At 68.3% G+C, this 13586-nt stretch carries 14 protein-coding genes and 2 pseudogenes; 6 read left to right on the top strand and 10 right to left on the bottom strand.

What is annotated here, in order from left to right:
* The first annotated feature begins 88 nt into the window (after nt 1-88).
* On the top strand, nt 89-511 hold the full coding sequence (locus FBY35_RS06225; protein ID WP_142212819.1) for a hypothetical protein: 423 nt from the start codon (nt 89-91) through the stop codon (nt 509-511).
* Nucleotides 508-804 carry a hypothetical protein gene (locus FBY35_RS06220; RefSeq protein WP_142212818.1) on the top strand — a complete coding sequence of 99 codons (297 nt, stop codon included), beginning with the start codon at nt 508-510 and terminating at the stop codon, nt 802-804. The genes FBY35_RS06225 and FBY35_RS06220 overlap by 4 nt, the downstream gene beginning before the upstream one ends.
* Here FBY35_RS06220 and FBY35_RS06215 read toward each other — a convergent pair.
* The gene (locus tag FBY35_RS06215; RefSeq protein WP_142214927.1) at nt 801-3209 is read right to left on the bottom strand and encodes an MMPL family transporter; all 2409 of its coding nucleotides are present in this window, start codon (nt 3207-3209) and stop codon (nt 801-803) included. The two genes, FBY35_RS06220 and FBY35_RS06215, sit on opposite strands and share 4 nt — an antisense overlap.
* Nucleotides 3210-3537: 328 nt before the next feature.
* On the opposite strand from FBY35_RS06215, the gene FBY35_RS06210 reads away from it, so the two are divergent.
* The 4 genes and pseudogenes from FBY35_RS06210 to FBY35_RS06190 all read left to right on the top strand — a co-directional run bounded on the left by FBY35_RS06210 (nt 3538) and on the right by FBY35_RS06190 (nt 7473).
* Nucleotides 3538-4779, top strand: coding sequence for an ISAs1 family transposase (locus FBY35_RS06210; RefSeq protein WP_142212817.1), 1242 nt, complete (start codon nt 3538-3540; stop codon nt 4777-4779).
* A 245-nt stretch (nt 4780-5024) separates the two neighbouring features.
* Nucleotides 5025-5834: pseudogene (locus FBY35_RS06205) on the top strand (IS630 family transposase); the annotation flags it as partial.
* A gap of 102 nt (nt 5835-5936) precedes the next feature.
* Nucleotides 5937-6449, top strand: coding sequence for a transposase (locus tag FBY35_RS06200; protein WP_260848532.1), 513 nt, complete (start codon nt 5937-5939; stop codon nt 6447-6449).
* Nucleotides 6450-6825: 376 nt separating this feature from the next.
* Nucleotides 6826-7473 carry a transferase gene (locus FBY35_RS06190; RefSeq protein ID WP_142212816.1) on the top strand — a complete coding sequence of 216 codons (648 nt, stop codon included), beginning with the start codon at nt 6826-6828 and terminating at the stop codon, nt 7471-7473.
* A gap of 114 nt (nt 7474-7587) precedes the next feature.
* On the opposite strand, the gene FBY35_RS36960 is transcribed toward FBY35_RS06190, so the two are convergent.
* From FBY35_RS36960 to nsrR, 9 genes and pseudogenes are all read right to left on the bottom strand, one after another.
* Entirely contained in the window at nt 7588-7992 is a 405-nt protein-coding gene (locus tag FBY35_RS36960; RefSeq protein ID WP_186356868.1) for a recombinase family protein, read from the bottom strand.
* 259 nt (nt 7993-8251) lie between these two features.
* Nucleotides 8252-8380, bottom strand: a pseudogene (locus FBY35_RS36955) (DUF5999 family protein); the annotation flags it as partial.
* Nucleotides 8381-8869: 489 nt separating this feature from the next.
* Nucleotides 8870-9424 carry a DDE-type integrase/transposase/recombinase gene (locus FBY35_RS37960; protein WP_142212814.1) on the bottom strand — a complete coding sequence of 185 codons (555 nt, stop codon included), beginning with the start codon at nt 9422-9424 and terminating at the stop codon, nt 8870-8872.
* Between the two features lie 6 nt (nt 9425-9430).
* Nucleotides 9431-9814, bottom strand: a complete 384-nt coding sequence (locus FBY35_RS06175) for a hypothetical protein (RefSeq protein WP_142212813.1) — start codon at nt 9812-9814, stop codon at nt 9431-9433.
* 145 nt (nt 9815-9959) lie between these two features.
* A complete protein-coding gene (locus tag FBY35_RS06170; protein WP_142212812.1) occupies nt 9960-10157 on the bottom strand; it encodes a DUF5999 family protein in 198 nt (65 codons plus the stop codon).
* 326 nt (nt 10158-10483) lie between these two features.
* On the bottom strand, nt 10484-10993 hold the full coding sequence (locus tag FBY35_RS06165; RefSeq protein WP_142212811.1) for an ATP-binding protein: 510 nt from the start codon (nt 10991-10993) through the stop codon (nt 10484-10486).
* Between the two features lie 273 nt (nt 10994-11266).
* Nucleotides 11267-11695 carry a hypothetical protein gene (locus FBY35_RS06155; RefSeq protein WP_142212810.1) on the bottom strand — a complete coding sequence of 143 codons (429 nt, stop codon included), beginning with the start codon at nt 11693-11695 and terminating at the stop codon, nt 11267-11269.
* Between the two features lie 124 nt (nt 11696-11819).
* Entirely contained in the window at nt 11820-13016 is a 1197-nt protein-coding gene (locus tag FBY35_RS06150; protein ID WP_142212809.1) for a globin domain-containing protein, read from the bottom strand.
* Between the two features lie 72 nt (nt 13017-13088).
* Entirely contained in the window at nt 13089-13532 is a 444-nt protein-coding gene (nsrR, locus tag FBY35_RS06145) for a nitric oxide-sensing transcriptional repressor NsrR (protein WP_142212808.1), read from the bottom strand.
* Nucleotides 13533-13586 lie beyond the last annotated feature (54 nt).

Raw genomic sequence — 13586 nt, 5'->3', positions numbered from 1 at the left:
GAGCCGATCTGATCGTCGGCACCTCGACCGGCGCGATCATCGGCGCAGTGCTGGCCACCGGTCAGGACCCAGCCTGCTCGCCACTCCTGTGCGCCCCGCCGACTCCGACGGCACCCCGCCCCAGGTGGACGGGCGTCGACTGGGCGAGGCGTTCGCCGTGCTCGGCAATGCCGCCTCGAACCCAGCCGAGGCGCGGCGCCGAGTGGGCCAGATCGCGCTCGCCGCCGAGACCGGCCCCGAGCAGGCACATATTGCCCGGATGCGCGCCACGGCCGGCGCAGACCAGTGGCCGGACCGGAAGCTGCTCATTACTGTGCTGGACGCTGAGACCGGCGAGAAGGAGGTCTTCGACCGTGCCAGTGGCGCACCGCTGCCCTCGGCCGTGGCGGCAGGCACGGCCTTCCCGGGCATCTACCACCGATCAGCATCAACGGCCGCCGATACATGGACGGCTCCCTGCGGTCGGCGACCAATCCCGGACTTGCAGCCGGAGCCCGCACGCTCGTCGTGATCGACCCACAAGCGCACCTGTTCCCCCGCGAGTTGCTCCACCAGGAGCTGGCGGTCGCCGGGGTGCACACAGTGGTAACCATCGAGCCCGATCCGGCATCGATACGCGCCTTTGGCTCAGACCTGAACGACCGCACGGCCTGGGAACCGGCCTACCAGGCGGGTCTTCGCCAAGCCACCGATGCCGCAGAGCAGCTCCGCCTCACGTGGGAGACCGGATCCGACACGGACGGGGCGCCGCCCGGCCCCGGCCGCCCGGATACCAGCTACTGCCGGGGGCCGGTCGGAGGCTAATTGACCGCGTCCACCTCCCCCTCCGCCAGCTCCACGTCGTACACCACCGGCCCCTCCGCCACCGCCACATGCCTGGCCCTTGAGCCGTACGAGCCCGCCGTCACCGCCAGCACATAGGAACCCGGCGCCGGTACCGACACGATGTACGAGCCGTCGGCCAGGGACGTCACGCGGTCCAGTTGGCGGCCGGACTTCGAGAGCAGGGTCACCGCGGCGTGCTCGACGGGGTCGCCGTCCGCCGTGCGGACGTAGCCGTGGACCACCGAGGCGGGGCCGCTCTCCAGTTCAGCCGGTTCCTCGGCCTCTTCCTTGGGCTCCACCGCAAGGTGCGGCAGCCGCTTCTCCAGCCACCCCGGCAGCCACCAGTTCGCGCCGCCCAGCAGATGCATCGCCGCCGGCACCAGCGCCGTACGCAGGATGAACGCGTCCAGGGCCACCGCGACCGCCAGGCCCACGCCCGCCGTCGCCGCGCCCGAGTCGCCGCTGAGCACGAACGCCAGGAACACACAGACCATGATCAGGGCCGCGGAGTTGATGACACGGCTGGTCTCGGCAAGACCGACCCGCACCGCGCGCGCGTTGTCCTTCGTGTGGACCCACTCCTCGTGCATCCGGCTCACCAGGAACACCTGGTAGTCCATCGACAGGCCGAAGAGCAGGGACAGCATGATGACCGGCAGGAAGGCGTTGATCGGGCCCTCCTTGCCGAGGCCGAGCAGTTCCAGGCCCCAGCCCCACTGGAAGATCGCGACGAGGACGCCGAAGGAGGCCGCCGCCGCGATCAGGTTCATCACCGCTGCCGTCAGCGGCACCACCAGGGAGCGGAAGGCGATCAGCAGGAGCAGGAAGCCCAGGCCGACGATGGTCGCGATGAAGTACGGGAGGCGGTCGCCGGTGACCGTCGCGAAGTCCTTCGACACCGCCGTCACACCGCCCACGTGCGCCTGCACGCCCGCTTTCGGGATCACTTCGTCCCGCAGGACGTCGATCAGGTCGTCCGTCTGCTTCGACTGCGGTGAGGTCGTCGGGACCACCTGGATGACGGTGACGCCCTGGGCGGGGGGCAGCGGTGCCACCCGGGCCACCCCAGACGTCGCCTCGAGGTCCTTCACCAGGGTTGTCGTGTCGCCGCCGGACGTCACCACCTGGAGCGGGCCGTTGAAGCCGGGGCCGAAGCCCTCCGCGAGCAGGTCGTACGCCTTCCTCGTGGTCGTCGACGCGTCGTCGTTGCCCTGGTCCGTCGCGCCCAGCCGTAGCGACAGCACCGGGAGGGCGAGCGCGGCCATGAGGACCACGGCGAGCGCGGCGATCGTACGGGGGCGCTTCTGTACGCCCGTCGACCAGCGCGCCGCGAGTCCGCTCGCCCGCTCCTGCTCGGGGCCCTGTGCGGCGAGCCGGCGGCGCTGACGGCGGCTGAGCACCCGGGGGCCGAGGAAGCCGAGCAGGGCCGGCAGGAGCGTGGTCGCCGCGAGCACGCTCAGCACCACCGTGAGGGAGGTGCCGATCACCACGCCGTCCAGGAAGCGCAGGTTCGTCACCAGCATTCCGGCGAGCGCGATGCACACAGTGCCGCCCGCGAACAGCACCGCGCGGCCGGAGGTGTTGAGGGCGGTGACCGCCGACTGCTGCGGGTCCACGCCGCGCAGGATGCCGCGCCGGTGCCGGGTGACGATGAACAGCGCGTAGTCGATGCCGACGCCGAGCCCGATCAGGGTAGCGAGCAGCGGCGCCAGGTCGGGGATGTCCGTGGTGTGGCCGAGCAGCTGGGTGGAGAACAGGCCCGTGCCCACACCGAAGACGGCCACGCCGATCGGCAGCAGCATCGCGAAGAGCGAGCAGAAGGCCAGGAACAGCACGACGGCGGCGGCCACGATGCCGACCATCTCCGCAAGGCCCGTCGGCAGCTCCTGCACCCGTTGGATCGCCTGGCCGCCGAGCTCCACTTGGAGACCGCCGCGTTCGGCGGCCTGCGCGGTGTCGACGACGTCCTGGACGAGGTCCTTGGGTACGGCGTTCGCCTGGTCCGCGAACGTGATCTGCGCATACGCGATCCGTCCGTCACTGCTGATCTGCGCCGCGCCCCGGGGGCCCGAGTAGGGGTCGGTGACGTCGCCGACGCCCTTCATCCCCGCGATCTTCTCCAGCGCCGACTGGATCCGGGACCGTACGTCCTGGTCCTTCACCGAGCCCGAGCCGACCTTCCACACCACCGTGTCGGTGTCGCCCGAGCTGTCCGGGAACGCCTTCTCCATCAGGTCGTACGCCCGCTTGGAGTCCGTGCCGGGAAGGGAGAAGACGTTCGCGTAGTCCGTGCCCGCCGTCGACGCCGAGAAACCCAGGCCGAACAGCGCCCCCACCCACAGCAACAGGACCAACAGCCGGTGCCGATAGCACCACCGTGCCAATGTCTCCACGCTCAAAACTCCTTGACAGTCCGGTTCGTTCGGTCGGTTGGTCCCCCAGGTCCTGGGCAACAGGGTCAGGGGCGCCACTCGCGTGTGGACATGGGACCGGCTCGACTCTCAAGGAACTCCAAAGTGCGACCGGCCCCCGTTGTCAGTGGGCGCACCGATACTGGGGGCATGACCGCCACGGCGATTGCAAAATTGTGGTGATCTCTCGGATGTGCAGGTCACGGCGGTATGACGATGCTGGTCGGGTGCGCGATCGGACGCAACGAAGCTCCGTTGTGGAGGTGACCTTGCCAAGTCGCCGTCCCGCAACGGAGCTTCGATGTGCCGTCGGTCTGCCACTGTCTGTCTGGTCAAGTCGCCCAGCCGTCAGCACTGTGCGACGGGTCCGCTGGCCGAGCGGCTGGCGACGCTGGCCGATCCGCGGTGCCGGCGCGGGAAGCGTCACCCCTTCGTGGCAGTGCTGCTGATCGCCTGCTCCGCCGTGGTGACCGGTGCGACGAGATACGTAGTGATCAGCGAGTGGGCGGCCGAGGCCCCGCAGGATGTCCTGGCCCGGCTCGGTGCCCGTACCGTGACCGCCCTGGCCGTGCGTATCCCGCCCAGCGGTGCGACGATCCGCCGGGTCGTCAAGGACACCTGCCCCGGCGGCCTGGCCGACCTCCTCGGCCACGACCCGGCCGGATGTGACACCCTCGCCCTGGACGGCAAGAGCGCCCGCGGCTCGCGCCTGGGCGCCACCCCGGCCGCCCACCTGCTGGCCGCGATGACGGGCACCGGCATGACCGTCACCCAGCTCAGGGTTCCGGAAAAGACCAACGAAATCACCTGCTTCGCCGCCCTCCTGGACCCCTATGACCTGCGAGGAGTCACCGTGACCGGCGACGCACTGCACACCCAGCGCGAGCACGCCCGCTTCCTCGTCGACGTCAAGAGGGCGCACTACGCCTTCACCGTGAAGCGGAACCAGAAGAACCTCTACGAGCAGATGCGGACCCTGCTCTGGCAGGAGGCGACGGCGAAGTTCTACGACCGCACTACGGGCCATGGACGTAAGGAGACCCGGGTCGTGCAGGCCCTGACCGTCACCGACCTCGGCGTCGACTTCCCCCACGCCGCCCAGGTCGCCAAGGCCGTCCGCCACCGCACCGACACCAAGACCGGCAAGCAGAGCCGCGAGACCGCCTACATGATCACCGACCTCACCAGCCGACAAGCGTCCCGCGAAAGGATCGCAACGATCTTGAGAGCACACTGGGTGATCGAAAACAGACTCCACTTCGTCCGCGACACCACCTTCCACGAAGACGCCTCCAAGATCCGCACCGGGCACAGCTCGGAGGACATGGCCACCCTGCGCAGCTTCGCCATCAACCAGCTCCGCACCGCCGGCCCACCAACATCGCCGCCGGACTCCGCGCGACGGCCCTCCGCCCCTACGAGCGGCCACTGGCCCTCCTCGGCCTCAACTGGCCTGCGCCGATGCGCGATCAAAGGACTTTGCAATCGCCCTGGGACGCACCCTCTGGGGAGCGTCCAGACATTTCAGGCCGTAACATGTTGACGATAAATAGGTCAAAGCGGGTTGAAACGGTTCTCGTCACGCCACTGACAGCGTGACGTCGCGCCAGCCGGGTGCCGGTCGCGCGACAGCGACAGTAGAGCTTTTGTCCTGCCTGCCCATCGTGGCCACGCGCCGGCCCTGGAGAACACTGGGTAATTACCTGTTTCAGTACCTAGTGTGATGCGCCAGAAATCCTGATGGTTAGTAAGTACCCTGTCGTCATGTCGCATTCGGGTCCTTCCGCTGTGGTGATCGCGTTGTCCGAGGCCGAGCGCGCCGAGTTGGTGCGCCGGACGAAAATGCCGCACCGGCGCTCGGCCGAGAAGGCCCGCATCATCCTGGCGTGTGCTGACGGCATGTCAAACGCGGGTGTCGCACGGCTCGTCGGTGTCCAGGCCAAGACGGTCGGCAAGTGGCGTCGGGCATTCGCTGCAGAGCGGATGGCTGGGCTTGAGGGCGCCGGCTGGATTGGTCGGCCGAAGGCCGACCTCATCCTCGACGATGCTGAGCGCGGACAGTTGCAGCAGTGGGCTCGGCAGGCCAAGACCGCCCAGTTCCTCGCGTTACGGGCCAAGATCGTGCTGCGCTGCGCGGAGGGCGGGACGAACCAGCAGGCCGCGGCCGACCTCGGCATCGACAGGTCGACCGTGGGCCGCTGGCGGGCCCGGTTCATCGCCAAACGCCTCGATGGCCTGCAGGACGAGCCGCGCTCGGGCCGGCCGCCTTCGATCCTCCTCGACCAGGTCGAGGAGGTCGTCGTGGCCACCCTGGAGTCGGTCCCGGGCCAGGACACGCACTGGTCACGGGCCTCGATGGCCCAGCGCACTGGCCTGTCGAAGTCGACGATCGGGCGAATCTGGAAGCGGTTCGACCTCAAGCCCCACCTGCAGGACTCCTTCAAGCTGTCCACCGATCCGCAGTTCGTCGCCAAGGTCGTCGACGTTGTCGGCCTGTACCACCACCCGCCCGAGAAGGCGGTCGTGCTCTGCGTGGACGAGAAGAGCCAGATCCAGGCGCTGGACCGGTCCCAGCCGGTACTGCCGATGATGCCGGGCACATGACGGACGCGGAGTGGGCGGCCATCCGGCCGTTGCTGCCGGTGCCGGCCTGGCTCCAGGGGCGGGGCGGACAGCCCGAGGGCTACTGCCAACCGCCAGATGCTGGACGCGATCCGTTACCTGGTCGCGGGCGGGATCTCGTGGCGGGCGATGCCCGCGGACTTCCCCGACTGGGGCCGGGTCTACGGCTTCTTCCGCCGCTGGCGCGAGCACGGGCTGATCACCGAGTTCCACGACCGGCTGCGTGGACGGGTGAGGGAGTGCGAGGGCCGTGAGGCCGAGCCCACGGCCGGGGTCATCGACGCGCAGTCGGTGCGGGCCGCTGCGACGGTGCCGGCCGCCTCACGCGGCTACGACGGCGGGAAGAAGGTGCCCGGGCGAAAGCGGCACATCGTGACCGACTGCCTCGGCCTGCTCCTGATCGTGGCGGTCACCGCTGCGAACATCGGCGATCGGGACGCCGCCGCGGGCCTGCTGACCGGGTGCGCCGCATGCACCGCGACATCACCCTCGTCTGGGCCGACGGCGGCTACACCGGCGACCCGGTCAACCTGCCGGCAGAAACTCGCCGCTGACCGCCCCTCCTCCAGCACCCCCAGAAGCCGCTGGTAATCCGGCGCCAGCACCGTCACCGGCAACCCGTCCCGCCAGGACGGCACCGTCGAGCCCGGCACGGGCGAGGGGGCGGTTTCCTGCTCAGCCTCGACCTCGGTCACGGCAGTTGACTCGGCCGCGGAGACAGCCAGGGCCTCGACCAGTTCCTCCCGCGCGATCACCCGCCGGTCCAGCTCGATCTCGGCGGCCTCCAACATCCCAGCCAGCCGGGCGACTTCGTCCCGCAGCCCTTCCACCCGCACACGGGCAGTCGCCTCCCGCTCCTCCAGCATTCCCAGCACCGACGCCACCGCGCACCTCTCGGCCATGAAAGCGGACACACGACGCCGCATCCCTGCCTCAGTCCGAGCGACACCATGCCTGACCAGCAGAAATCAAACGATCACGTTCGGTTGCGATACGGCTTCTGACCAAGTGGCGGGGCCTCCAGCGCGAGGCTCTGACTCTGCTCAGCGAAGACCAGCGCATCCACCCGAGCGCATACATCCACCCCACGGCGATCATCGGAGACGACGTGATCATCGGCCCGGACGTCAAGGTCCACGAGTTCACCACCGTCCGCAAGGGCAGCGTCCTGTGCGCCGGCGCCCAAGTCGGCTTCAACTGCGAAGTAACCGCAGCATTCATGGGAGAGGACGCCGTCCAAGGGCACCGAATCGGCGTGAACCGGACGATCATCGGCACCCGAGCCCACCTCTCGGCCAAGGTCACCGTGGCCGCCATCAACATGACCACCGACATGCGCAAGCCCGACCGCGAGGTCATCATCCGCACGGGCCTCGGCCTCTACCGCTGCGGAACGCCCCAGTTCGGGGCGGTCATCGGCGACGAAACTCAGACCGGCAACAACATCAGCATCGGTCCAGGTGTTGCCATCGGCCGCCGCTGTCAGATCACCAGCGGGGTCGCCATCGCCATCCGCGCCATCCCGAAGGACTGCACCGTCACCGCCCCACACGCCACGGAAGCCACCGTCCGTCGCCGTCGCCGCCCCTTCCCACCCAATCAGACCATCAATTAGGCCGTAGAACGTGACTTACTTGCCTGCACGCCTCTGCCCCCACTGACCTGCAAGTTCATTTGACAACCCAAGATAACGATCGCCTCCAGCAGACCGGTCGCTCCTCTCGCGCGTTCAGAGGCCGGGTCTCTTCTGGCACGGGATGCGAAGGCTTGCGGGGCCAGGAACCACGGGCCTCCGGGCACGGTCGGGGAGCTCGAAGATCCGCAAGCACCCGGCTGCGGAGAGCATGCGGACTGTGAGGCGGGCTTGGTCGTCCTCGGGCGAGAACACCCACAGCCCGGGCACCACGAGCAGGCGATGGTTGCCCTTCATCACCGCGGTGATGAGCCTTTCCAGCTCAGGCCGCAATCCTGTGGCGGGGCAGCCGTTGTCGAGATAGAGGACCGGGGTGGGCAGCCCCAGGCGAGCGGCGAAGCTGCGCAGCGCGATACGGTCCCGGTTGGCCGCTGATGGGTTCTGGGGGTAGTAGCGCAGATAGGCGGCGGGCGGTCGAGGGCGGGGTCTTGTGGTTCGCATGACGGGGATCCTCTCGGTCGTGAGCGTACTCGGACGAGGCAGTCGCGGGGTGCAAGCCCATAGCAGCGGGAAGTGCAAGGCAGCGGCAGGTGAGCGGGTGCGAGGGTGCGAGCTTGCCCCGGGGTTGAGGCGGCTGGCAGTGGCGTGACCCGGTTCGGGCCACAGCGAGGCGGCGGCTGGGCCCCGAATGGGCCAGGGATGACACATGTCGAGTTGTCAGCCGGCCTACCAGGGGCGTGCCGGTTCGGGACACTTCACGGGTGTCGTCGAAGAGCACCACACCGTTGCAGAGCAGGAACCATCCCTGGTCGGGGTGGAAGGCCACCACGCGGGCTGCGTCGTGGTCTGGTGCGTCCCAGGAGGGGCATGGGCTGGTGTGGGAACACATTTGGGTACCTTCGATCACGTTCGAAAGTTGTAGTACTCAAATGGGACGCTTGGGTCTCGGGGAAGGCGACCGGGAAACTGCGTATGCCGGTACCTATGTTTTCGCCGTTGCCAAGGAGGGCCCTTCGCCGACGCTGCGGCGTGAGCGTGATGCCGCTTGCCGGGCCCGGGTCTGCATGCCGTTCCCTGGGACGCATTCCGCGCAGCCGCGTTCCTGGAGGCCAGGTCGGTTCGGGCGTTAGGCATCAGTACGGATCGATGCGGTGCGCGACCCGGTCGTGGCCGCGAACACCGTCCCGGTGCCCCTCCTGCCCGGTTTCTCACGGAGATTCCGTGATGCCTCGAGCGAACGGCCCGGCAGGCTTGTCCCGTGGAGCGGCCCCTCCTCCGCTCGCCCGCTGTGCTTGTCCCCCCGGCACGGCGGGCGAGTGCCCGTCTGTGAGCCCTACGGTGGTGGCGCCCGACGTAAACAGGCCGATTGTGGACTCCATCAAGGCGTTGTCGTGGGCGTCGCCGACCGAGCCGATGGGCGCCACGATGCCCTCGCCGTCCAGGTGGGTGGCGAGCTTGAACGAGGTGTACCGGCTGCCCGCGTCGCTGTGATGGATGGGCTGTTCCGGGCTGCTGTCTTCTGCGTTCCCGATCGCGCTGCCACAGACTCATCTTCCACTGCGGCCAGGACGAGTTCGGTGGGATTGGTTGTGGCTGCGGACCAGCCCAAGGTGCGGCGGGAGAAGGTGTCGATGACGAAGGCGAGGTAGCCGGTGCCGGCCCAGATCGCGAGGCGTGTGAAGTCTGCCATCCAGCACCGGTTCGGCGCCGCAGCGACGAAGTCGCGGTCCACCGGATCCGGGGGCCCGCTCAGCGGACGGGTCCGCGATCGTGGTGGTGTGCCGGGCAGAGTCGGCGTGAGCTGACCTGGTGCATGGTTCCGCGGGTATCGACAACCCAGAGCGTGTCCGCCGTACGTCCACGACGGGCCATCCGGACGGTTGCGCGGATACCGTCGGGCAAGGTGATGGTCTTGCCTGTCCACTTTTCCCATGCAGGGTCAGTGCAGGTCAGCACCATTGACTCCTGTCGCGGGGAACCTGGTGGGGGACGGCAGTTCCACAATCTCGCATCCGAAGCTGCGGATTCCTTCAGCCAGGGCGCGGGCTTCGTTGTCGTGGATGGAGAACACGAACAGTCCTGTTACCAACAGCACCTTGTAGACGCCGTCGGCGCTGCGTTGGAGGAATTGTTCGAGAGCGGGCCGAGGGCCGAATGAACGGACGCCGTTGTCCAGGTAGAGGACCGGCTCGGCCAGCCCGAGCCGACGGGCCTGCCTGAGCAGCTTTTTCTGGTGGGTTGCCATTTGTGAGGTGTCATAGGGGTAGCAACGCAGGTACATCGCCGTCCGGTCGGCTGAGCTGTGGTTCAGCGTGTATTCCATGTGCCGCCTTCTCCCGGCTGTCCGGACCCAACTCCTCCGCGCAGATGCCGGGCAAAGCTCTTGGCCGGCGTGGCGATCGCCTTCACCCGTTTCAGCAGTAGGGATACAAGCGGAACAGGTGACGTGTGGCAGTGCGGGGTGGAGTTCATGACGGGATCCTGTCCGGTGGGACCCGCTGCGGCGGGATGATGGAGCGGTTCGGGAGGACTTCACGGGTGTCGTCGAAGAGCACCACACCGTTGCAGAGCAGGAACCATCCCTGGTCGGGGTGGAAGGCCACCACGCGGGCTGCGTCGTGGTCTGGTGCGTCCCAGGAGGGGCATGGGCTGGTGTGGGAACACATTTGGGTACCTTCGATCACGTTCGAAAGTTGTAGTACTCAAATGGGACGCTTGGGTCTCGGGGAAGGCGACCGGGAAACTGCGTATGCCGGTACCTATGTTTTCGCCGTTGCCAAGGAGGGCCCCACTCCCGACCGAGGTTGCGCAGTCCCAGCCCGGCTTGGCCACCCGCAGACGCGTCCGACTCCATTCCGTGTACGAGGAAGCGCTGAGCGTTACCTCCGGGGGCCGCGGTGCGCTGAGCGCAGCGACAGCGGACAGACAGCCCCACCGGTGCCACGGCGGCATGCCGCATGATCGAAACGAAGGGCGTCACCAACATCAGAGCTCACGGGCTCAAACCTGGGATTGGAGCGTGTTGCCGCACAGACAGGCGGGCCCAGTGGGTTGTGCCACCCCAGTGGGTACGGCTGCCGTGGGAGGTGGCCAGAGCGTCGATGATGCACAGCCCCCGCCCGCGTTCGTCGGCGGCGCAGGTCGCTGCCCAATTCCCGTGGCGCTCGGCCGGGCCGCCGTCGGTGACTCCGACCCACACCCGCAGACCCGCATGCTCACGATGCAGGTGGAGATGCACGGCCAACGGCGGACACGCGTGCTCGACAGCGTTGGTCACCAGCTCGGACACCACAAGCAGCACGGAGGTGGCTGCGTCCTCACCGACCTGCCAGTTGCCCAGCATCGCCCCGACGATTCGGCGAGCGCGGCCGACTGCCTCCGGTCGGTGGGCGAGCCGACATGAAGTGTGGTCCGTATTCCGCGGGCCGTCCGCCGTACCGTCGTCGACGGTGGTGTACGTCGGTTTCCGGTCTGGTGGGGAGAGTGACTTCGAGGGTTCCATGGCCGTCATCCGGAGGTGAAGGGAGGGGACACCTCACGTTGCACACGTACCCATACAGCAAGAAAGGGGGAAAACACGTACACCACTACGCACAGTCCACCTGCTTTTTCGGCTTCTCCAGGACGTGAGTCGAGCTCACCAAGTGGCGGCACCGTTCCCGTAGGCCCGCATCCGCCGCCGAAGTTTCAGCCGCCCGGCTCGGTGACCGATCCGCACGAGCACTTCGGCTCAGTGCGTTGCATCCGGCCTCTGCGGTTGATTCTGATGGATTCATCAGCCATGAAGCGTGACGGTGCCCAGTACGAGCAGCGTGACCGCCTTGGCCGACTCGCAGGCCACGTAGACCAAATGGGCGTGGGAGCGCGGGACTTCCTTCCCCGCCATCACCCGGTCGGACCGGCGGTTGAGGACGGGGCGGACAGCGGTGAGCTGCACCGCCAGCAGCACGACGGGGATGGCCGCCAGGACCGCCACGGCCACCGGGGGATCGCCGCCGGCGACCGCCGCGACTACGACGGTCGCCAGCACGGCCTCGACGCGGTTGAGCGCTCGGAAGACGAGGCGGCCGATGCCGAGCCCGATCCTTACCGTCACGTCGGGGGCGCGGAACTTCAGCGGCGCCTCCAGGAAGGAGATGGCGAGCACCATCCCGAGCCAGACGAAAGTGGCGGCGACGGCTACGGCGGCCGAGGTGGCATGCATGCGGTTTGCCCTTTCGTTTTCTGCGCGGGGCCCGGTTCGGGTGGCCGCCTTCTGTCGCTGTCTTTCCCCTCGGCCATCTGCTCTGGCCCGTCGCGCCATTCAGACCGTCTCGGTGGACACGGCCCTACTGTCGCCCCAGCCAGAGGTCCGGTCCGAAGACCTCGTAGTGGATCATTCCCGCAGGCACGCCGAGGCGCAGTAGGTCGTCGCGGACCCCGCGCATGAAGGGCAGCGGGCCGCACAGGTAGGCGGTCAAGGCCGGGTGGAGTTCCAGTGCGGTGAGGTCGGCCCGGCCGGTCGACGCGTCCGGTGCCTGGTCGCCGGGCTCCTCGTACCACAGGTGGAGCCGCGCGTCCGGGAGCGCCAGCGCCAGGGTGCGCTGCTCGTCGCGGTGCGCGTGGTCGGCTGGGGAGCGGTCGGCGTGGACCACGGTCACCGGGCGGGCCGAGCCGCTGGAGGCGAGATGGTCGAGCATGGCCAGCATGGGTGTGCTGCCGATACCGGCGGACGCCAGGAGCAGCGGGCCGTCACCCTCTGGCAGGACCAGGTCGCCGAACGGGGCGGACACGGTGAGAGTGTCGCCCGGCCGCGCGTGCTCGTGGAGCCAGGACGAGACTTCACCGTCCGGATTCACATCGTTCCGCACGCGCTTGACGGTGATACGCCAGTGCGGGCGGCCCGGGGCGGCGGACAGGCTGTACTGGCGGATCTGCCGGGCGCCGTCGGGCAGTTCGACCTGGACGCTGACGTACTGGCCCGGCCGGAAGGGCTCCGTGGGGCGGCCGTCGGCGCGCCGCAGACCCAACGAGACCACGTCGGGTGTCTCCTGACGTCGCTCGGTGATCTCCATGCTGTGCCAGATGTCGCCCTCGGCGGCGCCGGCCTCCTGGTAGAGACGGGCCTCGATGGCGATCAGCGCGTTGGCCATCAGCCAGTAGACCTCGTCCCACGCCGCGGCGACCTCGGGGGTGACGGCGTCGCCCAGCACATCGGCTATCGCTCCGAAGAGGTGACGGTGGATGATCTTGTACTGGTCGGAGGTGATGCCGAGGGAGGCGTGCTTGTGTGCGATGCGAGCGAGCATCGCGTCCGGGCGGGAGTCGGGGCTCTCCAGCAGTATGCCCGCGAACGCCGCGATGGATCCGGCCAGCGCCTGCTGCTGATGCCCGTTGGCCTGGTTGCCCCGGTTGAACAAGTCCCGCAGCAGCTCGGGTTGGGCATCGAACAGCTTCCGGTAGAACAGCTCGGTGATGTCCCCGATGGCGGCGCCGATCACCGGCAGCGTGGCTCGGACAACGGGGGTGGACTGCTCGGAGAGCACAGCGACTCCTTAATCAGTAGATGATCTTCGCATTTAAGGGCGCGGGGAACCGCCCCCCTTGGTTTGCGTGGATTACTCCGGTGGCCGGCCGACGAGTCCGACCAGCACCGGTCCGGTGGGCGAGGCCACCAGGTCGTTCACGGTCAGCGGGTCGAGCGTGGCGTAGAACGCCTCCTGGGCGTCGCGCAGCGCCCGTCGCAGGCGGCAGGCCCCGCGCAGTGGGCACGGTGGGTCGTCGTCGCAGGCGACGACCTCGCCCTCACCCTCAAGTTCTCGTATCAGCCAGCCGACTGAGGCCCGCCGTCCGAGGTCGGTCAGTGCCAGTCCGCCGCCGCGGCCTCGCCGGGCTTCGACCACGCCCAGGTGCTGGAGGCGTGTGATTGCCTTCGCGACGTGCGTGTATCGAACGTCCATGGTTTCCGCCACGTCGCGCGTGGTCACAGGGTAGTCAACGGTGGAGACCGCCAGGCGCATGACGGAACGCAATGCCAGGTCGGTGAACTTTGTCAGTCGCACACTCCGGACGCTAGCAAACGCGCATGCTGCATGCCTATTTAAAAATGGCTGTGA

The organism is Streptomyces sp. SLBN-118 (genome assembly GCF_006715635.1).
In the GTDB taxonomy this organism is placed as follows: domain Bacteria; phylum Actinomycetota; class Actinomycetes; order Streptomycetales; family Streptomycetaceae; genus Streptomyces.
Note: the sequence above shows the minus strand (reverse complement) of the source record. Positions and strands in the feature narration are given on the sequence as shown.

Bases quoted from the DNA above. Each gene is read 5' to 3' on its own strand.
- FBY35_RS06210 (WP_142212817.1), top strand. From the start codon at position 3,538: ATGTGCCGTCGGTCTGCCACTGTCTGTCTGGTCAAGTCGCCCAGCCGT.
- FBY35_RS06200 (WP_260848532.1), top strand. From the start codon at position 5,937: ATGCTGGACGCGATCCGTTACCTGGTCGCGGGCGGGATCTCGTGGCGG.
- FBY35_RS36960 (WP_186356868.1), bottom strand. From the start codon at position 7,992: ATGCGAACCACAAGACCCCGCCCTCGACCGCCCGCCGCCTATCTGCGC.
- FBY35_RS37960 (WP_142212814.1), bottom strand. From the start codon at position 9,424: ATGGGAAAAGTGGACAGGCAAGACCATCACCTTGCCCGACGGTATCCG.
- FBY35_RS06175 (WP_142212813.1), bottom strand. From the start codon at position 9,814: ATGGAATACACGCTGAACCACAGCTCAGCCGACCGGACGGCGATGTAC.
- FBY35_RS06170 (WP_142212812.1), bottom strand. From the start codon at position 10,157: ATGTGTTCCCACACCAGCCCATGCCCCTCCTGGGACGCACCAGACCAC.
- FBY35_RS06165 (WP_142212811.1), bottom strand. From the start codon at position 10,993: ATGGAACCCTCGAAGTCACTCTCCCCACCAGACCGGAAACCGACGTAC.
- FBY35_RS06155 (WP_142212810.1), bottom strand. From the start codon at position 11,695: ATGCATGCCACCTCGGCCGCCGTAGCCGTCGCCGCCACTTTCGTCTGG.